The organism is Ruegeria sp. BHSC276, assembly GCF_059612945.1.
The window spans coordinates 101,932-124,496 of record NZ_JBXWRP010000001.1; the positions used below are offsets into that span (position 1 = coordinate 101,932).

General features: G+C 61.8%; 19 protein-coding genes. 9 read left to right on the forward strand and 10 right to left on the reverse strand.

All coding sequences use genetic code 11. The features are described 5' to 3' along the window. Positions 1-117: 117 nt before the first annotated feature. Entirely contained in the window at positions 118-567 is a 450-nt protein-coding gene (locus tag AC2FMD_RS00525) for a methyltransferase family protein (protein ID WP_496686059.1), read from the reverse strand. 200 nt (positions 568-767) lie between these two features. On the opposite strand from AC2FMD_RS00525, the gene kynU reads away from it, so the two are divergent. After that, a complete protein-coding gene (kynU, locus tag AC2FMD_RS00530; RefSeq protein WP_496794538.1) occupies positions 768-1,961 on the forward strand; it encodes a kynureninase in 1,194 nt (397 codons plus the stop codon). On the opposite strand, the gene AC2FMD_RS00535 is transcribed toward kynU, so the two are convergent. Beyond that, entirely contained in the window at positions 1,954-2,532 is a 579-nt protein-coding gene (locus AC2FMD_RS00535; RefSeq protein ID WP_496686055.1) for a TetR/AcrR family transcriptional regulator, read from the reverse strand. The genes kynU and AC2FMD_RS00535 overlap by 8 nt on opposite strands. Positions 2,533-2,631: 99 nt before the next feature. On the opposite strand from AC2FMD_RS00535, the gene AC2FMD_RS00540 reads away from it, so the two are divergent. Together AC2FMD_RS00540 and AC2FMD_RS00545 are read left to right on the forward strand one after the other, a co-directional pair. After that, the gene (locus tag AC2FMD_RS00540) at positions 2,632-3,096 is read left to right on the forward strand and encodes a (2Fe-2S)-binding protein (RefSeq protein WP_496740919.1); all 465 of its coding nucleotides are present in this window, start codon (positions 2,632-2,634) and stop codon (positions 3,094-3,096) included. Positions 3,097-3,099: 3 nt separating this feature from the next. Then, positions 3,100-5,340, forward strand: a complete 2,241-nt coding sequence (locus tag AC2FMD_RS00545; protein WP_496740921.1) for a xanthine dehydrogenase family protein molybdopterin-binding subunit — start codon at positions 3,100-3,102, stop codon at positions 5,338-5,340. Positions 5,341-5,400: 60 nt separating this feature from the next. Here the strand turns inward: AC2FMD_RS00545 and AC2FMD_RS00550 are convergent, their stop codons facing one another. The 4 genes from AC2FMD_RS00550 to AC2FMD_RS00565 form a co-directional block, all read right to left on the reverse strand. After that, positions 5,401-6,924, reverse strand: coding sequence for an autotransporter outer membrane beta-barrel domain-containing protein (locus AC2FMD_RS00550; RefSeq protein ID WP_496794539.1), 1,524 nt, complete (start codon positions 6,922-6,924; stop codon positions 5,401-5,403). A 179-nt stretch (positions 6,925-7,103) separates the two neighbouring features. After that, complete coding sequence (locus AC2FMD_RS00555; protein ID WP_496740925.1) at positions 7,104-7,883, reverse strand: gamma-glutamyl-gamma-aminobutyrate hydrolase family protein; 780 nt, start codon at positions 7,881-7,883, stop codon at positions 7,104-7,106. 189 nt (positions 7,884-8,072) lie between these two features. Then, on the reverse strand, positions 8,073-8,498 hold the full coding sequence (locus tag AC2FMD_RS00560; protein WP_496678876.1) for a GlcG/HbpS family heme-binding protein: 426 nt from the start codon (positions 8,496-8,498) through the stop codon (positions 8,073-8,075). A 36-nt stretch (positions 8,499-8,534) separates the two neighbouring features. Further along, positions 8,535-10,670 (reverse strand): malate synthase G, encoded by a 2,136-nt coding sequence (locus AC2FMD_RS00565; RefSeq protein ID WP_496740927.1) that lies wholly within the window; start codon positions 10,668-10,670, stop codon positions 8,535-8,537. A gap of 207 nt (positions 10,671-10,877) precedes the next feature. Here AC2FMD_RS00565 and pepN point away from each other — a divergent pair, with 207 nt between their 5' ends. From pepN to gatB, 4 genes are all read left to right on the forward strand, one after another. Then, positions 10,878-13,430: an aminopeptidase N gene (gene pepN, locus AC2FMD_RS00570; protein WP_496794540.1), complete on the forward strand. Its 2,553-nt coding sequence runs from the start codon at positions 10,878-10,880 to the stop codon at positions 13,428-13,430. Beyond that, positions 13,427-13,870, forward strand: coding sequence for a hypothetical protein (locus AC2FMD_RS00575; protein WP_496740931.1), 444 nt, complete (start codon positions 13,427-13,429; stop codon positions 13,868-13,870). Before pepN ends, AC2FMD_RS00575 begins: the two co-directional genes overlap by 4 nt. Positions 13,871-14,013: 143 nt before the next feature. Next, complete coding sequence (locus tag AC2FMD_RS00580) at positions 14,014-15,267, forward strand: hypothetical protein (protein ID WP_496794541.1); 1,254 nt, start codon at positions 14,014-14,016, stop codon at positions 15,265-15,267. Between the two features lie 90 nt (positions 15,268-15,357). Further along, positions 15,358-16,869: an Asp-tRNA(Asn)/Glu-tRNA(Gln) amidotransferase subunit GatB gene (gatB, locus tag AC2FMD_RS00585; protein ID WP_496794542.1), complete on the forward strand. Its 1,512-nt coding sequence runs from the start codon at positions 15,358-15,360 to the stop codon at positions 16,867-16,869. Between the two features lie 234 nt (positions 16,870-17,103). Here the strand turns inward: gatB and AC2FMD_RS00590 are convergent, their stop codons facing one another. Continuing rightward, entirely contained in the window at positions 17,104-18,186 is a 1,083-nt protein-coding gene (locus tag AC2FMD_RS00590; RefSeq protein ID WP_496794543.1) for a calcium-binding protein, read from the reverse strand. A gap of 190 nt (positions 18,187-18,376) precedes the next feature. Here AC2FMD_RS00590 and AC2FMD_RS00595 point away from each other — a divergent pair, with 190 nt between their 5' ends. Continuing rightward, the gene (locus AC2FMD_RS00595) at positions 18,377-18,814 is read left to right on the forward strand and encodes a DUF4177 domain-containing protein (RefSeq protein WP_496794544.1); all 438 of its coding nucleotides are present in this window, start codon (positions 18,377-18,379) and stop codon (positions 18,812-18,814) included. A 97-nt stretch (positions 18,815-18,911) separates the two neighbouring features. Here the strand turns inward: AC2FMD_RS00595 and AC2FMD_RS00600 are convergent, their stop codons facing one another. Next, positions 18,912-19,166 carry a BolA family protein gene (locus AC2FMD_RS00600; protein WP_490360767.1) on the reverse strand — a complete coding sequence of 85 codons (255 nt, stop codon included), beginning with the start codon at positions 19,164-19,166 and terminating at the stop codon, positions 18,912-18,914. Positions 19,167-19,273: 107 nt separating this feature from the next. On the opposite strand from AC2FMD_RS00600, the gene AC2FMD_RS00605 reads away from it, so the two are divergent. After that, the gene (locus AC2FMD_RS00605) at positions 19,274-19,894 is read left to right on the forward strand and encodes a J domain-containing protein (protein ID WP_496711481.1); all 621 of its coding nucleotides are present in this window, start codon (positions 19,274-19,276) and stop codon (positions 19,892-19,894) included. A 66-nt stretch (positions 19,895-19,960) separates the two neighbouring features. Here the strand turns inward: AC2FMD_RS00605 and AC2FMD_RS00610 are convergent, their stop codons facing one another. Further along, positions 19,961-21,415, reverse strand: coding sequence for an arylsulfatase (locus AC2FMD_RS00610; protein ID WP_496678862.1), 1,455 nt, complete (start codon positions 21,413-21,415; stop codon positions 19,961-19,963). Positions 21,416-21,650: 235 nt separating this feature from the next. Beyond that, positions 21,651-22,436, reverse strand: coding sequence for a Hint domain-containing protein (locus AC2FMD_RS00615; protein WP_496711482.1), 786 nt, complete (start codon positions 22,434-22,436; stop codon positions 21,651-21,653). Between the last annotated feature and the right edge of the window lie 129 nt (positions 22,437-22,565).

A 22,565-nucleotide genomic window follows, 5' to 3' on the forward strand; every position in this document is an offset into this window, starting at 1 on the left:
TAATTATCACTCTGTCCGAGCGGCTGATCGGTATTTCCTGTTAAGCAATCATGTATCCCGCGCAACATTATTTCGCAAGCGCAGCATTCATTACGTTGTGTCACGGGTCGGCGCATCTCAGATCCAGCGCCGGGTTTTGCGTTCGTAGCGCGCGAAATCCGCACGGAAGATGCGGCGAAGGCGGTTTTCCTCGGGCAGGATGAACCGCCGTTCAAGCACCCAGACGAAGACCGGAACCAACACCATCGACAACACGGCATCGAAGCGCAGGATCAACCCGGCAAGGATCAGGACATCGCCCAGATAGATCGGATTGCGGCTGCGCTTGTAAATGCCCGACTGCACCAGCGCCGAGGGTGTTTCATGCGGAATGACCGTCGTACGGTGGCGGCGGAATTCGACGATTGCCAGAACCGCCAGCAGGATGCCTGCACCGATCAACAGCCCGCTCAGCAGGTCCGTGAACCAGCCTTCCAGCGAAAGGCCGAACGACAGATAGCGGCCCTGCAACCAAGCCAGTGCCGCAAAGCCCACAAGCCACAGTGGCGGTAAGTCGATACGGCGCATTCGCATCCCTTCGTTGTCGCGACAATCACGGGCAGATTGTCGCTTCCGACTTACGTCCTACCGTTTTCAGGACAGGATGGCAAAACCCCAAGGTGTCGCAACCCGAAATCGGGCCATCGACCCCTGACCACCCGATCATGGACAGTCCAGCGTCGATCCGATACCCCCGGATCGAAGAAGAAAAACCCTAGGGATCCAGCATGACCGATTTCGCCGCCACCAAAGCCATGTTCAACCTGCCGGAAGGAGTTCTGTATCTGGACGGCAACTCGCTGGGCCCTCTGCCCAAGGCGGCGGCCGCAAAGGTGCAGAAAATGCTGACCGAGGAATGGGGCCAGATGCTGATCACCGGGTGGAACAAGGCCGGATGGATGGGTATGCCGACCGACCTGGGCGATCGGATCGGCCGCTTGATCGGCGCTGCGCCCGGCACGGTCGTGGTGGGCGACACGCTGTCGATCAAGGTCTATCAGGCGGTTGCCTCGGCATTGGAGCTGAACCCGGGGCGCAAGGTGGTCCTGTCCGACAATGGCAACTTTCCCTCCGATCTCTACATGGCTGACGGGCTGCTGCGCTCGCTGGGCGAGGAGTACGAGCTGCGGGTCGTGGACCCCCAGGCCGTGGCCGAGCACATTACCGATGAAGTCGCCGTGCTGATGCTGACCGAGGTCGACTATCGCACCGGCCGCATGCATGACATGAAGGCGCTGACCGAGCTGGCCCATGCACGCGGCGTCATCACGGTGTGGGATCTTGCCCACTCTGCCGGGGCCATCCCGGTGGACTTGGCCGGGTGCAACGCCGATTTCGCGGTGGGGTGCACCTACAAATACCTCAACGCTGGTCCGGGCGCCCCCGCCTTCATCTATGTCGCGCCGAAATGGGCCGACACCGCGCGCCCGGCCCTGTCAGGCTGGCTGGGACACGAGGCCCCCTTTGCCTTCGACCTGGACTATCGCCCCGGCGCAGGCATCGAGCGCATGCGCGTCGGCACGCCGCCGGTGATCCAGATGACCGCGCTGGCCGCCGCGATGGATATCTGGGACATGGCCGACATGGATGATGTGCGCGCGAAGTCCATCGCTCTGACCGAACAGTTTATCCAGCAGGTCGAGGCCACCTGCCCCGATCTGGAACTGGCCAGCCCGCGCGACCCCGCAATGCGCGGCAGCCAGGTCTCGTTCCGTTTTGCCGACGGGTACGCGGCGGTGCAGGCCCTGATCGCCCGCGGCGTGATCGGGGATTTCCGCGCGCCCGACATCATGCGGTTCGGCTTCACGCCGCTGTATATCGACGAAGGCGACGTGACGCGCGCCGTAGAGGTCCTGGCGGACATCATGCAAAACCGTTTGTGGGACAAACCGGAATACAAGATCCGGCAGCGGGTTACCTGACCTCAAGCCCCGCGCCAATCAGCGCGGTCAGCTGGGCGATGCGCTGCTCGAACTCCTCGGCGTTCGAGGCGGTCATCTTGATCCCCTTCAGCGCGGCGGTGATGGTCCGCGCGGTCTCGGCCGGACCGTCTGGCAGTCGCACTCGACCCGCCGCCAGTTCGCGCTTCAGCCATTCGGCGTAGAGATCCGCCAGCGCCGCCTCACCCTCGGCCACGATGTCGGCAGCGGTGGACTTGCTGGTATCCAGCATTTCAAGCCCATGCGGCGACGCCAGTATGGCCGCCATCCCGGCGATCTGCGCGTCAATCGCCCGCGCCAGAATGTCGGACACCGCTCCATCGCCCTGCAGCGCCTGCGTCACCGCCGCGATCTTTTCGGCGTAATGCGCCTGCGTCAGGCTGCGAACGATGGCCTCTTTGTTCTTGTAATGCAGATAGACCGCCGGACGGGACATACCCGCGCCACGCGCTATGTCATCCATCGAGGTCTTGCGGAACCCATAGGCGGAAAAGGCCTGAAACGCCGAAGTCAGGATCGCCTTTGCCCGTGTATCATCCAGTTTTTCCGCCATGAATTGACCTCTGACAGTTTCGCGCGAAATTGTCAATTGACGCACTGACATTTTTCATAAACTATGTCACCAACTAGCCACAGCCAAAAGAGGTGCGCCATGGCGACCACGCTGACGATCAACGGAAAGCCACATCAGGTCGATCTTCCAGACGACGTGCCCCTGTTGTGGGTGCTGCGCGATGAGGTGGGCCTGACCGGAACCAAGTTCGGCTGCGGGGTGGCCGCCTGCGGAGCCTGCACGGTGCATATCGATGGCGAAGCCGTCCGCTCGTGCCAAGTCGCCCTTTCGGATGTCTGGGGCGAGGTCACCACGATCGAAGGATTGGGAACGCCCGACAACCTAGCCACGATCCAGCAGGCCTGGGTCGACCACCAGGTCGCGCAATGCGGCTATTGTCAGTCGGGCCAGATCATGCAGGCCGCCGCGCTGCTGGCCGAAAACCCCGCCCCCACGGATGCCGAGATCGACGAGGCGATGCAGGGCAACCTGTGCCGCTGTGGCACCTATCCCCGCATCCGCGCCGCGATCCACGACGCCGCCGCCAAGCTGAAGGAGGCCTGATCCATGGCCAGCATCGGAAAAATCCTGCGCCGAACCTTCCTGATCGGGTCTGCCGCCATCGTCGGCGGCGTGGCCTTCGGCGTTTATTACGTCAATCGCCCTGCCAAAAACCCGCTGAAACCGGGCGAAGGCGAAGCGGCCCTGAACCCCTTCATCCTGATCGATCAGAACGGCGTGACCCTGTTTGCGCCTCGCGCCGAGATGGGCCAGGGCGTGAAAACCACCTGGGCCGCCCTGATCGCCGAAGAACTGGACGTGGATCTGGATCAGGTCACCGTTCTGCACGGGCCTGCGGCGGCGGCCTATTACAACTCGGCCTTGATCGGCGAGAGCCTGCCCAACAAGGGCTATGACGTCTCGAACTTCCAGCACAACCTGGGAGAGGCCCTGGGCGTGATCGGCAAGGCGCTCAGCCTGCAGGTCACCGGCGGATCGACCTCGATGAAGGACGGGTTCGAGCGGATGCGCGCGGCCGGCGCCTCGGCCCGCGAAACGTTGAAACAGGCGGCCGCCGACCGGCTGGGCATTGACCGCGACCAGTTGAAAACCGCCTCGGGCCACGTCATCGCGCCTGATGGCAGAAAAATCGCCTATACCGAACTTGCTGCCGACGTGGCGCAGATGGATCCGATTGAGGCGCCCCTGCGCGACCCGTCTGAATGGCGCTATCTGGGCCGGACGCAACCGCGTCTTGACATGGTGGAAAAGGCCACCGGCACGGCCCAGTTCGGCGTTGACGTGCGCCTTCCGGGCATGAAATTCGCCAGCGTGCGGATGAACCCCAGGCTGGGCGGTCACATGAACGGCTTCGACGACAGCGCCGCCCGCGCAATGCCGGGCGTCGAAAAGATCGTCGATCTGGGCAATGGCGTTGCGGTGATTGCCACCAACACCTGGCTGGCAAACCAGGCGGTCGAGGCCATTGACGTCGATTGGGGCGAGGCCCCCTATCCCCCTGAAACCGAAGCCATCTTTACCGAGATCGCCAAGGCCTTCGACGCCGATCCCAACTCGACCATGCGCTATGACGGCGATGTCAGCACCGTTCCCGAAGGCGCAACAGTGATCGAAGCTGAATACACTGTCCCCTACCTGGCCCACGCCACGATGGAACCGATGAACGCCACCGCGCTGTTTACCGGCGACGCCTTGGAACTGTGGTGCGGGAACCAAGCCCCCACGCTGATCCAGTTCCGCGTTGCCAACACCGCGGGTCTGGATACCGAAGCAGTCCAAATCCACACCACCTATCTGGGTGGCGGGTTCGGTCGCCGCGGAGAGTTGGATTTCGGCGAAATCGCAACCAAGGTTGCCATGGCGGTGCCCGGCACTCCGGTCCAGACGACTTGGAGTCGCGAAGAGGATATGCGTCACGACTACTACCGCCCCGGTGCGATGGCGCGGATGCGCGGCGCGGTTCAGGATGGCAAGGCAGTGCTCATCGACGGTGCGGTCGCCGCGCAGTCCTGCACGCAGCAAGCCGTCGAGCGCTATACCGGAATGCCCGGCGCTGGCCCGGACAAGGTGCTGGTCGAAGGGTTCTTCAATCAGCCCTACGCGGTGCCCAACTATCGCATGAGCGGCCACATCGCCGATCTGAAGATCCCGGTCGGCTTCTGGCGCTCGGTCGGCAACAGCCACAACGGCTTCTTCCACGAGACCTTCATCGACGAGATGGCCCATGCCGCCGGACGCGATCCGCTGGCGTTCCGGCTGGAGCTGATGCGCGACGAACACGCGCCCTCGGCCGGGTGCCTCGAGGCGGTGCGCAACATGTCCGGCTGGACGGGCAAGACCCCAGTTGGCGTGGGACGCGGCGTGGCCTTCACCTACAGCTTCGGTACCCCGGTCGCGCAGGTGATCGAGGTGGTGGACGAAGACGGCACCATCCGTATCAGCAAGGCCTGGATCGCCTGCGACATGGGACTGGCGCTGGACCCGGATAACGTAAAGGCGCAGATGTTCGGCGGCATGATGTATGGCCTGTCGGCGGCATGCTATGGCGAAATCACCTTTGCCGACGGCGAGGTCGAGCAGATGAACTTCCCCGACTATGACGCGCTGCGCATGCACACCGCGCCGCAGGTCGAGGTTCAGGTTCTGGAAACCAATCGCTTCATGGGTGGAGCGGGCGAACCCGGCACGCCGCCCTCGATGCCGGCGCTGGGCAACGCGCTGTTTGACCTGACCGGCCAGCGCGCCCGAACCCTGCCGCTCAACAAACAGTTCAACCTGCTGGTATAAAACGAAAAAGACCGGCATGATCGCCCTAGCCGGTCTTTTTCAAGCGTGACCGCACAGGGGCTAAAAGTTCACAGAAAGATAGATGGACGCTTCGGTTGAATCGAGATCGGCCTCGAACAGGCTCAGGTATCCGACCGAGGCTTCGAGAAACACGGCATCGCTGGCTTGCGCCCGCACACCTAGACGTGTGGCCCAGGTCAGATCGTCTAATTCAGCCCCCGCCGTTTCAAAACCAAAATTTACCCGGTCTATCCAGTAAGATGCGCTGACTGAAACGTAAGGCGACATGATGGATCTCGAGGTCACGAAGGGCCGACTAATCTCCAACTCGGGTGTCAGGGCACCATACCGCGCGCCGCCGACTTCGCTCATGATGTTCGTGGGACTTCCCGCCAAGCTACCGCTCAGTTCAAATTCCGCGGCGCCATAGTCATAGTAGTCAAAGGCAAGGGAGGGGCGCAAAACAAAAGCCCCAGCTTCATACTGGCCGATCGCCTCGAGGTTTGCCCGCCAACGCGAACGATCAAAGCTGCCATCCAGCTGCAACACTGAAACGTCCGTTGTAAACCAGCCATATGTTGCAACGCCGGTCAAAACCCAGGTTTCGCTGGCGCGCCATGAAAAATAGGGGCCCACAGACACCCCACTCACATCCTTCGCAAGCTGACCACTGAAGCCTTGCGTGTTCGTGTTTTCGTATTCGACCTGGAAGCCAAGTACCAAGTCCTCGCGAACAAGCCGATCGATACCCGCTGCGAAATAACTGTCTGAAATATCCGTGTCCCGAAAGCCCCGAGTGTCTTGGGTTTCGGTATAGGTGAAATCAGACCACACGTTCCAGGGGGTGGGCGGCGCCCATTCCCGTCCCGGCGTCAGTGGTGGACCGACGACCGGGTCGCACAGCGCCGGGTCCAGCTTACCCGACGCCTCCTGAACGCATGCAGACCTTGGGTAGTAGTCACGTCGGCCATTGCCACTGCTCGTGCGCGGCACCGCTGTTGTGGCGACACCACCACCGCCGGAGCCGCCATTGCCGCCTCCGCCAAAGCCGCCGCCGGAGCCGCCGTTGCCGCCACCGCCAAAACCGCCGCCCGAGCCACCGTTGCCGCCACCGCCAAAACCGCCGCCCGAGCCGCCGTTGCCGCCACTGCCAAAGCCGCCGCCCGAGCCGCCGTTGCCGCCACCGTTACCCCCACCCCCGCCCAGCAAGGTCCAATCACGTTTCTGGTTTTGCGTATCAATCAGGCAGTCATTGCCATTTGGCGCACCACCTTGCTTGAAAAGGCGGTGAACGCCACCGCTACCATTGGAGACAAAGGGCGAAAGCGAAAGATGAACACCCTTCCGCGAACTGCTCCACGTGTCGACCGTCGAATTGCCTTGGGCGGCTTCCAGTCGGAAATTTCCCTGCCCCGTTGCAGACAACCAAACCGAAAAGGCAAAGTCCCGGGTTCGACCAATATAAATCAAATCGCCCAAAGAACCGCATTGTTGCGCAAATGCTTCCGACGAAAAGACTGCCGCCGTGAACATCGGCACCACCCAGCGTCCTACCGGGAAGGCAAATTGTCCAAGGTTTGACATCGGTAAATTCCCTCAAAACCGCCGCCTGCGCCGAAACAGGGCTGACGTCAGCAACAGCCTGCTGTTGCATCAAGGAATTCGCAACGCCCATGGGGTCGCTTACCAAAATACTCCTGACACCATGCCCAAATAACAACAGCTGGCGGACAACCGTCGCCTAGCACGAGCCCGGAAGGCAATCACGCCGTCATTTGATAGGAAGCAGCCTTGTTTCCCCGCGCCCAGGCCCGAACGGCGTCGCCGAAGGCCTGAAACAGGGGCCGCGACACCGGGTCATTGGCGGCATCCCATTCCGGGTGCCATTGCACCGACAGGGTAAACCCGGGCGCATCTTGGATATAGATCGCCTCGGGCGTACCATCCGGCGCGTGGCCGTCGATCACCACGCCCTTGCCCACCGTCTTGATGCCCTGCCCATGCAGCGTATTGGTCATCACCTCACTGGCGCCGAACAGTCGGTGAAAAACCCCGCCCTCCGTCAGCTTGACCACATGGCGCAGGGCGAATTTCTCTTCCAGCGTGCCATCGGGCGGCATGCGGTGGTTCATCCGGCCGGGCAGATCGCGGATTTCCGGGTACAAAGTGCCGCCCATGGCCACGTTGACCTCTTGGAACCCTCGGCAGATGCCCAGAAAGGGCTGGCCGCGTTCCACGCAAGCCCGCACCAGCGGCAGGGTGATTGCATCACGCGCCCGGTCGAATTCACCATGCGCGTCAGTTGCCGGCTCGCCGTATTCCTCGGGGTGAACGTTAGGGCGTCCACCGGTCAGCAAGAAACCGTCGCAAACCTCAAGCAGCTCGGCCACGTCGACATAGCGCGGGTCGGCCGGGATCAGCAGCGGCAGACAGTTCGAAACATTCGCGACCGCGTCCGAATTCATCGTTCCACCGGCATGGGTGGGATACTGGTCGTTCATCAGATAAGAATTGCCGATGATGCCAACGACGGGTCGGGACATTCCGCTACCTTGCTGTTTTACATGCACTGGTCGGAAATTATCCGCCCCTTCAGTAACGTGCAAGAAAACACGCCCTGCACCATGGCGCAAGGACGTGTTCAGATGCGCACATATCGTTTCCGATTTCCGCAGAGCGCTGGACGGATTTCCCGAACGATCTGCCGTGTGCGTGACGGCAGCACCAACCGATCAGGTCTCGCCGGTCAGCCCAGCGGCATCGATCCCGGCCATGGCTGCAACCACGTCGTTGTCCGAGGTGTCGCCGGTGACGCCGACGGCCCCGATCACCGCGCCCTTGCGGTCGCGCAACAGCACGCCGCCCGGAACCGGCACGACCTGACCGCCATAGACCCCATTCACCGCGGCCATGAAATAGGCCTGCGCCTCGGCCCGCTGCATCTGGGCGGTGCCTGCCATGCCCAGCATGACCGATCCATAGGCCTTGCCATGGGCAATCGCGAACCGGCCGGGGGCCGCGCCGTCCTCGCGCTCGAAGGCGATAACATGGCCGCCAGCGTCCAGCACCACCACCGACAGGGGTTTCAGGTCCATCTCGCGCCCTTTCTCAAGGGTTTTGCGAATGATGGTGCGGGCCTTTCTGAGTGAAACCGACATGATCTTGTCCTCTGTCTGCGGTGGTCTGCCCCGGTTCTAGCTCTGACGGGCCTTCAGTTCCAGCCGTCGCGCATGCAGGACCGGCTCGGTATAGCCCGAGGGCTGCACCCGCCCCTTGAACACCAGGTCGCAGGCGGCCTGGAAGGCGATGCCGTCGTAACCCGGTGCCATGGGCCGATAGGCCGGGTCGTCCGCGTTCTGACGGTCAACCACTGCGGCCATCTTCTTCATCGCGGCCATCACATGATCGGCGCTGATCACATCGTGATGCAGCCAGTTGGCCAGCGCCTGGCTCGAGATCCGGCAGGTGGCGCGATCCTCCATCAGACCCACGTCGTTGATATCGGGCACCTTCGAGCAGCCGACGCCCTGATCGACCCAGCGCACGACATAGCCCAGAATGCCCTGTGCGTTGTTCTCGATCTCGCGGGTGATCTCGTCGTCGCTGAGGTTGCGGCCGCCAAGCAGCGGGATGGTCAGCAGATCGTCCAGCGTGCCGCGCGGGCCTCCGGCGGCGATCTCGTCCTGACGGGCCAAGACGTCCACCCTGTGGTAATGAGTCGCGTGCAGGGTCGCTGCGGTGGGCGACGGCACCCAGGCGCAGGTCGCACCGGCCATGGGGTGGCCGATCTTGGCCTCGAGCATCTCGCCCATCCGGTCGGGCATGGCCCACATGCCCTTGCCGATCTGCGCCCGCCCCTTCAGACCGCAGGCCAGCCCGATATCGACATTGCGATCCTCGTAGGACTGGATCCATGGCGTATTCTTCATGTCGCCCTTGGGCAGCATCGGCCCGGCCTCCATCGAGGTATGGATTTCATCCCCCGTCCGGTCGAGGAATCCGGTATTGATGAAGGCCACCCGCGATTTCGCGGCGCGGATGCACTCCTTGAGGTTTACCGAAGTCCGGCGTTCCTCATCCATGATGCCCAGTTTCACGGTGTTGCGCGGCAGGCCCAGAATGTCCTCGACCATGTCGAAAATTTTGACCGAGAACGCCACCTCTTCGGGTCCGTGCATCTTGGGCTTGACCACATAGACCGAACCGTGGACCGAGTTGCCGCCATCACGCTGCAGGTCGTGCATCGCGATCAGCGTGGTGCACAGCGCGTCCATTAGCCCCTCGCCGATCTCGTTGCCCTCGGCGTCCAGCACGGCTGGGTTGGTCATCAGGTGGCCCACATTACGCACCAGCATCAGCGATCGGCCCTTCAGGCTACCGGCCGATCCGTCGGGCCGGGTAAAGGCGATGTCCTCGGACAGTTTGCGGGTAAATGTCCGGCCGCCCTTCGTGACCTCTTCGGTCAGATCGCCTTTCATCAGGCCCAGCCAGTTGCCATAGGCCACGACCTTGTCCTCGGCATCGACACAAGCCACCGAATCTTCGCAGTCCATGATGGTGGACAGGGCCGACTCCAGGCGCACATCGGAAATGCCCGCCGGGTCCGAGGCCCCAATGGTGCTGGACGGGTCGATCATGATCTGGATGTGCAGGCCGTTGTTCTTCAGCAGCACGAAGTCCGGGGCCTTGGCCGCACCCCCGAAGCCCACGAATTTCCCGGGCTCGGCCAGCGCCGGAACCAATGCGCCGCCTTCGACCTTCAGACCGGATACATCGGCCCAGCTGCCTTGGGCAAGCGGTGCTGCCTCGTCCAGAAACGCCTTGGCCCAAGCGATGACCCGCGCACCGCGGGCCGCGTCATAGCCGCCCCCTTGCGGCAGGTCGCCCATCGCGTCGGTGCCATAGAGCGCATCATACAGGCTGCCCCAGCGGGCGTTGGCCGCGTTCAGGGCAAAACGCGCATTGGTGATCGGCACCACCAGCTGCGGGCCGGGCGTCGCGGCGATCTCGGGGTCGACATTCGCCGTGTCAATCTGGAAATCGGGGCCTTCATCCAGCAGATAGCCGATTTCGCGCAGAAAGGCTTGGTACTCGGCCATGTCGATGGGTTGCCCCTTGCGGGCCAGGTGCCATGCGTCGATCCGGCTTTGGATCTCGGCGCGCTTGTCCAGCAATTCGCGGTTCTGCGGCCCCAACTCGGCCACCATCCGCGCGAGGCCCGCCCAGAACGCATCGGGGGCCACCCCGGTTCCCGGCAGCGCCTGCTGCTCAATGAATTCGGCCAGAACCGTGTCTACGTTCAGCCCGTGCCGGTCTTGTCTGTCGCTCATGAATCGAATCTCCCGCCCTGTCGTAACATTGGTCTAGTTCACCAAATAAGCCGAGCGTTTCCGATAGGCAACTTCTGCGTTCAATTTTTGGTAAGATTTTTTTACCAAAAATCGACATCCCCGGGCCACCCATGGCTTCGATCGCCTTGCAGCCAATTCATGATCCCCCTAACTTCGCGCCCAACATCCATACACCAGAGGCCCCCGATGCGTGACGCCGCCCCCACAACGATTTACCTCAAGGACTACTCGCCGTTCGGTTACATCGTCGACAGCGTTCACCTGATCTTCGATCTGGCGCCGAATGCAACGCGCGTGACATCACGCATCGCGTTCCGCCCGAACCCGCAAGCCACCGACCGCACGTTCTTTTTGCACGGTGAAGAGCTGAAGCTGATCCGCGCCAGCATCGACGGCACCCCGATCACCCCCGACGTCACCGAAAAGGGCTTGACCGCAAGCGTCCCCGATGCCCCCTTCGTCTGGGAGGCTGAAGTCGAGATCGACCCCGGCAACAACACCGCGCTCGAAGGGCTGTACATGTCCAACGGCATGTATTGCACCCAGTGCGAGGCCGAGGGATTCCGCAAGATCACCTTCTACCCCGACCGGCCCGACGTGATGTCCACCTTCACCGTTCGCATCAACGGTGACCTGCCGGTGCTGCTGTCCAACGGCAACCCGACGGGCAAGGGCGAAGGCTGGGCCGAATGGACCGACCCCTGGCCCAAGCCCGCCTATCTGTTCGCTCTGGTCGCCGGAGACCTGGTTGCCCATTCCGACAGCTTCACCACCAATTCGGGCCGGCATGTGGATCTGAACCTCTGGGTCCGCCCCGGGGATGAGGGCAAATGCGCCTTTGGCATGGACGCGCTGAAGCGGTCAATGAAATGGGACGAGGACGTCTATGGCCGCGAATACGATCTGGACGTGTTCAACATCGTCGCCGTGGATGACTTCAACATGGGCGCGATGGAGAACAAGGGGCTGAACATCTTCAACTCGTCTGCGGTGCTGGCCAGCCCTGAAACCTCGACCGATGCCAATTTCGAACGGATCGAGGCGATCATCGCGCATGAGTATTTCCACAACTGGACCGGCAACCGCATCACCTGCCGCGACTGGTTCCAGCTGTGCCTGAAAGAGGGGCTGACCGTGTTCCGCGACGCGCAGTTCACCTCTGACATGCGCTCGGCCCCGGTCAAGCGCATCCATGACGTGATCGACCTGCGCGCGCGCCAGTTCCCCGAGGACAACGGGCCGCTATCGCACCCCGTGCGCCCCGAAAGCTTTCAGGAGATCAACAACTTCTACACCGCGACCGTCTATGAGAAAGGTGCCGAGGTGATCGGCATGCTGAAAACGCTGGTGGGGGACGAGGCCTATTCCAAGGCGCTGGACCTGTATTTTGAACGCCACGACGGGCAGGCCTGTACGATCGAGGACTGGCTGAAAGTGTTCGAGGACACGACCGGCCGCGACCTGACCCATTTCAAGCGGTGGTACAGCCAGTCCGACACGCCCCGGGTGAAGGTCGAGGAGGATTGGGCCGACGGCACCTATACCCTGACCCTGTCCCAGAGCACCCCACCCACGCCCGGCCAACCCGAGAAGCTGCCGCAGGTGATCCCCGTGGCCGTGGGCCTGCTGGGTCCCAATGGCAACGAGGTGCGCGGCACCGAGGTGCTGGAACTGACCGAAGTGCGCCAGAGCTTCACCTTCGATGGGCTGGCCACGCGGCCCGTCGCCTCGATCCTGCGGGGGTTCTCGGCGCCGGTGATCCTGGAGCATGACCGACCCAACGCCGAACGCGCGTTTTTGCTGGCCCATGACACCGATCCGTTCAACCGGTGGGAGGCCGGACGGACGCTGGCGCAGGACACCTTGCTGCGCATGATCACACAGGACGCGGCCCCCGATGCCGAATATCTGGATGGCTTGCTGGCCGTTCTGCGCGACGCCGATCTGGACCCGGCCTATCGTGCACTGATGCTGGGTCTGCCGACCCAATCCGAACTGGCCGCCGCGCTGCACGAACAGGGCAAAACGCCCGACCCGATGGCGATCTGGCGCGGGGTCGAGACCCTACGACAAGCCACCGCCCAACATATGCAGGACCTGTTGCCCCGCCTGCACTCCGAGGCGCTGGTGGACGGCCCCTATTCGCCCGATGCCGAACAGGCTGGAAAGCGCGCATTGGGCAGCGCCGCGCTGGCGCTGACCACCCGGCTGGACGGCGGCGCCATGGCGGCCGACGTCTATGCCAAGGCCGACAACATGACCCTGCAGCTCAGCGCCCTGTCTTGCCTGCTGCGGGCCGGCAAAGGTCAGGCGGAACTGGCGGCATTCTACGACCAGTGGCACCACGACCGGCTGGTTCTGGACAAATGGTTCGGGCTTCAAGCCTCGCTGGCCGCACCGGACGATGCGCCGCGGATCGCCCGCGCCCTGTCCGAGCATCCCGATTTCAACTGGAAGAACCCCAATCGGTTCCGTGCGCTGATGGGTGGACTGGCAATGAACCACGCCGGGTTCCACCATGCCAGCGGCGCGTCCTACGCCTTGCTGGCCGACTGGCTGATCCGGCTGGACCCGGTCAACCCGCAGACCACTGCGCGCATGTGCACCGCCTTCCAGACCTGGAAACGCTATGACGCCGACCGTCAGGACCTGATCCGCGCCCACCTGACCCGCATCGCCGAAACCCCGAACCTGTCGCGCGACACGACCGAGATGATCTCGCGCATCCTCGGGGCATGACGACGCCCGAAGGCTCTGGGTTCCGCTTTACCCGCCACAACCGGTCGCCCCGCAGCATCGCCATTCTGGCCGCTGTCTATGCGGGGCTGCTGGCACTTGTGCTGATTTTCGACGCGGCTTGGTGGCTGATTGGGTTGCTATCGCTGGGCACCCTGCCCGCGCTGTGGGACGTGCTGCGCGACACCGATGCCGGGCTGAACCTGGAGCCTGCAAAACTGCGCTGGCATTCGGGCGCACGGCAGGGCGAGATCGACCTGACCGAGATCGACTTCTTCCGCTTCGACACACGCTGGGACTTTTCGGTGCGCGTTTCGATGGTGCTGACCAACGGCAAGCGGTTGCGCCTGCCGGACGAGGCCCTTCCGCCGCACAAACAGCTGGAACAGGCGCTGCAACAGGCCGGTTTCCGGGTCGACCGGCATCATTTCACGGTTTTCTGAAACGATACCGCTGTTTCCAGGCCCATTGAACCTGATCCATCGCCGTTTTTGCGCACCTGCGCCCGACATCTTGAATTTTGCACAATTCCCCAGCAGACTGGGACTTGGTTTTTTACGAGTTTCAAATAGTCCGAGTGTTCCTCATGTTCCGGTCTTTCAGGGCGGGGCTTGCGCCCCTCAAAGGATTTCTCCAATCTACGCCGCATCAGCGCGTCGCGCAGGTCGATCCCGCTGCGGACTGCCTACACCATGTCGGCCGGCTGAACATTCCCGTCGCGCAGACTGACGTGCCAACCGGACAGGATCGGATCGATCGGGGCCGCCATCTGGCCCGCCAAGATCGCTGGGCCGAGCTGTCCGCCGAAATCCGAACGGCCGACCAAACCCGCGCCACGGCACCCGACGGGGCTCCCGTGGCAGACCTGTTGGCCTTCGGCGCACGTTCGGATGTGGTTCTGGCGGTTGAACATGCGTTATCCGACGGCAAGGCATTTGCCGAGTATGATGTGCTGGCCGGAATTTCGGAACTGGAAGGCGTGATGCAGGACCACCCCGGCGACCCGATCATCGCGCTGATCGTCGCCCTGGCCCATATCGACCTTGCATGGGCCTGGCGGGGAACCGCACAGGTTTCGACGCTTCCGCCGTTGAACCGGGCCCGCTGCGCGGCGCATTTCGATCGCGCCGGTGCCATCCTGTCGCGATGGCGGCCAGCAACAGCCGACAGCCCGATCATGGCTGCGGCCGACTGTGCCCTGCTGGGCGGGCAACCGGCCGGCACCCAACGCGTCGCGGACCGGTATGAACGGTTGATCGCGCTGGATCCGTACAACCCCCGGCACATGCGCGCGATGGGCTGCCATCTGCTGCCCCGCTGGTTCGGCAGCTACGAGGAACTGGAGTTGCGGGCCCTGCGCGCCGCAGCCAACACGCAATCAATCTGGGGCGCAGGCGGATACGCCTGGGTCCAGTTCGACGCCATCGCGATGGACGAGATCGCCTGTGCCCGCCTGGACACCGACTATTTCCTGCAGGGCCTGTCCGACATCGTCGCCCGCAGGCCCGACCAGCAGACGGTCAACCTGCTGGCGTCCTATTGCGCCCTGACCATGCAAAGTGGCCAATGTCTGAACGAACAGGCCGATCTGGTGCGCAGCCGCATCGCCGACGCCGCCCAATGGTTGATCCGCGACCACCTGACCGAGTTGCACCCGCTGATCTGGGCGCACGCGGCGAACGGGTTCAACAACTCGGTCCGAGTGCAATCGCCCGAACGGTACGCCGCGCGGGGACACCGCGCCGCCCTGCACGCCATCAGCGACCTGTTCCGCGACGAGCTGCGCGACGGGACTGTCGTGACCTTCACACCCTCGGGCCTGCAGTTGAACACCCCCTGAGATTCGCGCTCCCCGCGCCTTTGCCCCTTGCCCCTTGGACGGTCCGGGCCTAATACGCAGGCCTAGACTTCTGCGGAAATGAGGCGCGCCATGCTCGACTTGACCTATGAACTGCCCAAACCCAAGACCATCGCCGGTGCCAAGCACGACTGGGAACTGGTGATCGGGATGGAGGTGCACGCGCAGGTCTCGTCCAATGCCAAGCTGTTCTCGGGGGCATCGACCAAATTCGGGGCCGAGCCGAACTCGAACGTGTCCTTCGTGGATGCGGCCATGCCGGGCATGCTGCCGGTGATCAACGAATTTTGCGTGGCCCAGACCGTGCGCACCGGCTTGGGCCTGAAGGCGCAGATCAACCTGAAATCGGCCTTTGACCGCAAGAACTATTTCTACCCCGACCTGCCGCAGGGCTACCAGATCAGCCAGCTGTATCACCCGATCGTGGGCGAAGGCGAAGTGCTGGTAGAGATGGGCGACGGCACCGCGCGCAAGGTGCGGATCGAGCGTATCCACATGGAGCAGGACGCGGGCAAGTCGATCCACGACATGGATCCGAACATGTCCTTCGTCGACCTCAACCGAACCGGCGTCTGCCTGATGGAGATCGTCAGCCGCCCCGACATCCGCGGGCCGGAAGAGGCCGCCGCCTATATCGCGAAGCTGCGCCAGATCATGCGCTATCTGGGCACCTGCGACGGCAACATGCAGAACGGCAACCTGCGGGCCGACGTGAACGTGTCGATCTGCCGCCCCGGCGACTATGAGAAATACATGGAAACGCAGGACTTTTCGTACCTGGGCACGCGTTGCGAGATCAAGAACATGAACTCGATGCGCTTCATCCAGCAAGCCATCGAGGTCGAGGCGCGTCGCCAGATCGCCATCGTCGAGGCCGGCGGCAAGGTCGAGCAGGAAACCCGCCTGTATGATCCCGACAAGGGCGAGACGCGCTCGATGCGGTCCAAGGAAGAGGCGCATGACTATCGCTACTTCCCCGATCCCGACCTGCTGCCGCTGGAAATCGAGCAGACCTGGGTCGATGACATCGCCGCTAAGCTGCCCGAGCTGCCGGACGAGAAAAAGGCCCGCTTCATCAACGACTTCGGCCTGACCGACTATGACGCATCAGTGCTGACCGCCGAGGTTGAATCGGCGGTGTACTTCGAAGAGGTCGCCAAGGGCCGCAACGGCAAGCTGGCCGCGAACTGGGTCATCAACGAGCTGTTTGGCCGCCTGAAGAAAGACGACCGCGACATCACCGACTCGCCGGTTTCGCCCGCACAGCTGGGTGGAATCATCGACCTGATCGCCTCGGACGCCATCTCGGGCAAGATCGCCAAGGAGCTGTTCGAGATCGTTTATACAGAAGGCGGCGACCCGGCGCAGATCGTCGAAGAGCGCGGCATGAAGCAGGTGACCGACACCGGTGCCATCGAGGCCGCGCTGGACGAGATCATCGCGGCCAATCCCGCCCAGGTCGAGAAGGCCAAGGTGAACCCGAAACTGGCCGGTTGGTTCGTCGGACAGGTGATGAAGGCCACCGGCGGCAAGGCCAACCCCAAGGCAGTCAACCAGTTGGTTGCGCAGAAGCTGGGCCAATAAGGGCTTTCGGTTTGTACAGGCCGGGCAACTGGGTTTGTCCGGTTTGTAGTCAACAGTCTTGCAAACACGGGCCCGGCTCGATTGAACGAAAGCTACCCGTTGCCGAACGGTTCTTGATCGTGGCATCGCCTTCGGCGCTGATAGGCGACGAAAACCGTCGGTCAGGGCGGTCATTGTTGGCGATCTATGATTCTCGCTGCAACAAGAATGACGCTGGCGGCTGCGGAAACTTCCCTACAGAATAAAATCCGTCTGGTTCAGATCGAAGATACCAGTCAATTGAACTTGGAAATCGGCAGAGCCATCCCCATCGATATCCGCGCTCACGACTGTAATTCCGCTTGTCGTGTTTTTGACGAAACGCAATTCACCCTCAGTGCCAGAGAACGCGGCTTCTCCAATAAACGTAAAAGCCTGATCCAAAGGTTGCGACGTTGCATCGATAGCGGAAACATCAATAACATCTTCCCCTTGAACGAAATCTGTAACGACGTCCCGTTTCGTTCCTCCAACACGCGACTCGGAAACAGCTTTGAATACGAACTGATCCGCACCGGCACCTCCGGCAAGGATGTCACGACCGGCGCCGCCCTGCAGGATGTCGTCTCCCGAACCCCCAGCTAGGTTGTCGTTACCAGATCCACCAATGAGAGTATCATTGTCGCCGCCGCCTCTCAAAATATCTGCGGCGTTCCCGCCGTTCAGAATGTCGTTGCCGGCACCGCCATAAACTCGGTCGCTGCCGCCGCCACCGATCAGTACGTCGTCGCCACTGCCGCCGGAAAGGACATCGTTCCCGGACTGTCCGACGAGTTTGTCCACTCCACCCTGACCAATTAGTCTGTCATTGCCTTGGTTGCCAAAAACGGTGTCGTTTCCTAGTCCACCTCGGACGACATCGTTACCACTTCCGGCCCACACCGTGTCGTCTCCATCCCTAGCGTTGACGATGTCATTTCCTGCAAATGACTTAATACTATCAGCAAACAACGAACCGGTTAGGCTATCGCTTTTTGCAAGAACAATTGCTGCCGCTTTTTGAAAGTTCGCTTGTATCTGGATTGCATTGTACAGCGCTGCGGCACTCGCGCCAATTCCAGTCACAGTGTATAGTTTCTGACCACCCGCAAACTCGGTGATCTTGTTCATAATTCCGGACACGCGCCCTGCCGCATCATACCTGAAACTGCCTTCGTAGATCGTTTTCCGAAACCCATCCGAAATAACGATCCTCCCCGAGTTTGCGACCTGCACAAAACCAAACCATACAGATGTGTTCGGTATATCAACGCCGCGATACGCAATCGCTCGAGCCATAACACCCCCCCAAACTAATTAACCCAACGTCAATTAGTAGACGCGTGTCAGGCGAGTATGTCAATCAATGCACCTTTACCGAGTACCCAAATGGAAAAATCTGCCTATATAGTGCAGTCGTCATACAAGTGGTGCTATGGCGTTTGGGGAACACGCTGCTATAACCCCTTCAACAATTTTGAGGTTGTGTATGCAGCGTTACGAATACAAGGTCGTCCCGGCCCCCAAGAAAGGCACCAAGGCCAAAGGGGTCAAAACGCCCGAGGGCCGGTTTGCCGTCACCATCGAGCAGCTATTGAACGAGATGGGCGCAGAGGGTTGGGAATATCAGCGCGCCGAACTGCTGCCCAGCGAAGAGCGGGTGGGACTGACCGGCAGCACCACGAACTGGCGCAATGTTCTGGTGTTCCGGCGGGCTGTCGAGACCGAAGTGCCGGCCGATGAAGCCGAGGCCTTTCTGACCCCGCCCGAACAGGACGATACTCCCTTGGCGCGTCCGGTTCCCGGCCCCGACGCACCGGCCCCGATCGCGCAGGATAATGACGACCCGCCGCTGACGTCGAAGCCGGACAAAGACACCCCCGAGGCCAAGCCGGACGAGGCCGAAAAAGATACCCGGGGCAACTGAACCATTACCGCCACACCGCCTGGCTGGATGCGCGGATTTCGGGCATGCGCCAGTTGCTTGCCAGCGCTCTGATCGCCTTCCGCCGGCCGTGGCGCAATCAGTCGCCAATGTCCAGCGCCAGCGCGTGGATGCGCGGCACGACGTCTCCCAGCGCTTTGTGCACGGCGCGATGGCGGGCCACACGGGACTGACCGGCAAAGGCCGCGGCGCGGATGCGGACGTTGAAATGGCTTTCGCCGCCTTCGCGAAACCCGGCATGGCCACGATGGCTTTCGCTGTCGTCCACGACCTCAAGCTCATAGGGGTCGAAAGCCGCCTGCAGGCGGGTGCGAATTTCCTCGGTCATGGTCATTTTCGTGCTCGTGGACAAATAATTTGCCGCGCCCCTCTTCTACTTTCGGTCACTTAGATTAAACTGCTGCCTCCGAGTCGAAAAGACGCGTTCGTGAGGATGAGCACATGGTAAAACCTGATCCCTTCGGTTTCGACATCTCGGTGTCCAGTGCCAAGAAGAAAAACCCGCGCGGCCGCCGGGGCATGTCGGGCGCATCCGAAACATCGACCCGCGTCTGCGATCACGAAGGCTGTAACGAACCGGGGAAATACCGCGCGCCCAAGGCGCCCGACGTGCTGGATGACTATTTCTGGTTCTGCCAGCAGCATGTGCGCGAGTATAACCAGAAGTGGAATTTCTTCGACGGCACGACCGAGGCCGAGCTGAACGCGCAGCGGTCCAAGGACAAGGTGTGGGAGCGCGAGACCAAACCGATGGGCGACCCTGAGGCGCGCGCCTGGGCCCGCCTTGGGATCGAGGACCCGCATCAGGTGCTGGGCGAGAAGGCCACCAAGAACCGGGGCCGCGAAGCCACGGGCCGCCGCCTGCCGCCCACCGAACGCCGGGCGATCGAGATCCTCGAAGCCAAGGACAACTGGACCAAAGCCGAAGTGCGCAAGGCCTACAAGAAGCTGATCAAGGTTCTGCATCCCGACATGAACGGCGGCGACCGCAGTCAGGAAGAACAATTGCAGGAAGTGGTCTGGGCCTGGGACCAGATCAAGGACAGCCGCAATTTCAAGTAAAGCCTCAGCCTTTCAATGTAAAAAGGGCGCCCGATTGGGCGCCCTTCATGTTTTCTGTAAATTGGGTCAGCCGCCCTGATTGGTTTGCAACGTCTGCAGAACCTGATCGATCGAGAAGCTGGCAGGTTCCTGACGCGGCGGGTAGTCCTTGAAGGTTTCGAGGAACTGAGCCACGAAAGCCTGAGCCGGCACCAGAGCAAAGGCGCGCTCGAGCCGCCATTGCGAGTAGCCGATGGACTCGTGCTCGGCCCGTTCGAACGGGTCCGAATACAGGTTTATGAGCTTGGGCAACCGCAGGAAGGTCAGCGGTTCCTGCCAAACATCGAAACCATGTGCCCGCTGTTCGGCGAACACGACCTTCCACGGCCCGTACCGCAGGTTCACTAGGTCACCGCCATCCGAAAAATAGAGAAACTCCTTGCGCGGGCCTTCTTCGGTCTCGCCTTTGAAGTATGGCAGGAAGTTGTAGCCGTCCAGGTGCACCGGCTCGTTGCCTTCCCCAAAGGGTGCTTCGGTCAGCATGACCTCTTTCATGTCGGCATCCCCCAGCGCGGCCATGAACGTCGGGAACCAGTCCAGGTGACTGATGATCTGGTTCGACTTGCGCCCCGGTTCGATCACACCCGGCCATTTCAACAGCAGCGGAACGCGATAGCCGCCTTCCCAGTTGTCGTTCTTTTCACCCCGGAACGGAGTGGTACCGCCATCGGGCCAGCTGAAGACCTCGGCGCCGTTGTCGGTGGAATACATCACCACCGTGTTGTCAGCGATGCCTAGCTCGTCGAGCCTGTCCAGCATCTGGCCGACCATCTTGTCATGCTCAACCATGCCATCAGGGTAGACCCCCAGCCCGGTCACGCCCTGGCTTTCCTCTTTTAGGTGCGTGAAAATGTGCATGCGCGTCGTATTGTACCACAAAAAGAACGGCTTATCCTGTTCAACCGCCCGGTCGATGAAGTCGAGCGCACCGGCGGTCACCTCTTCGTCGATGGTTTCCATCCGCTTGCGTGTCAGCGGGCCGGTATCCTCGATATTGCCGTCGGCGCTGGACTTGATGACGCCGCGTGGGCCGAATTGCTCGCGGAAGGCGGGATCCTTGGGATAATCGACATTCTCGGGCTCTTCTTCCGCGTTCAGGTGGTAGAGATTGCCGAAGAATTCATCGAAACCGTGGTTGGTGGGCAGGTGTTCATCCAGGTCGCCCAGATGGTTTTTGCCATATTGACCCGTCATGTAGCCCTTGGACTTCATGTATTCGGCAATGGTGGGGTCCTTTTCGCTGATCCCCTCTTTGGCGCCCGGCAACCCGACCTTGAGAAGCCCGGTCCGGAAACCGGACTGGCCGGTCACGAAGCTGGCCCGCCCTGCCGTGCAGGACTGTTCCCCGTAGGCATGGGTGAACAACATGCCTTCGTTTGCAATCCGGTCGATGTTGGGCGTTTCATAGCCCATCATGCCTTGGTTATAAGCGCTGACATTCCAATACCCGATGTCATCGCCCCAGATAATGAGAAAATTCATAGGCTTGTCCTGGGCCGCAGCCGGCAGCGCCAGACTGACCCCCAAAACTGCGCCGGCAAAGCGCCGCTTCCAATTCAAGGTTCTCAAGTTCTCACTCCCTTAATTCAAATGTTCAAGCAAAGTGGATTCCACGGCCGTTCGTTGTCCGGGCGGCACTGAAACCTCTGCAAGCATACCGCGAAGCGCGCACGTTGGCATTAATTTTGGTTTTTTTGTCGGGACAGGTCTGGCCGACCTACTGGATCAGCGCTTTTCCCGCCACCGACGCTTCGCGCCTTTTGAGGCAGGGCAACCGGGTCCGCAACGCGGCTGTAGGGGTTGGGTGGGCCAGTTCAGGGAACAAGGCCAGCAGCTCGGCCGCCACCCCTGTCCCAAACGCCTGAAGCACCATATCGCCGGGATAAAGGCTTTCGGTCGGCAACCCGTTCGAGATCAGAACGGCGTGGCGCGGACAGGCGATGTGGTAATAGGTGACCGGCGATTTGGGCAGGGTCCGGCGAATGGTCCCATCGTTGACCAGATGGACCGCCGCCGCAAAAACCCGAGCTTCGCCGAACAGAAGCTCGGCCATCCACCCTTCGAGCACGATGCGATGCTGCGGTGAGACGTAGAGGTCGCGCGAAGGCCGGCCAGGCCCCAAAGCGTCCTTGCCTATGCAGATCGGTCTGAAATTCGGGCTCAGTTCCAGCTGGTTTGCTGACAATGTTCGTTGCCCGATCCAGAGGATCGGCAGCAATTCTCCACGTGAGGTGCGCACGAGATCGCCAACGGCAAGATCTTCGACTGGGCGTGGTCCGTGCGCGGTCTCGATCAGGGTTCCGGCAACGAAACAGGGCACGACCCCAGCAGGGAGGTTCACGGTCACGCCAAGGCTTGCATTGTTCCCGTTTCCGGGGCGGCCGGTGGTCGCGTCGATCCGAAGCGACAGCGATGTACCCGGAGGAATGTCGACCCCCGGTGTCAAGTCGATGGTCAACAAACCGTTGGCGTCGATGGAAACGGAATAATCGGACGGATCCAATGGCCCGTCACCAAGCACTGTGACGCTCCAGGAAACAGATCGTGAGGCATTGTAATCGACGGCAAACGTATCGGCTCCCGACGGGAAATTAATGACCGACGGGCCAGTAATGACCAATGACACGGCGAA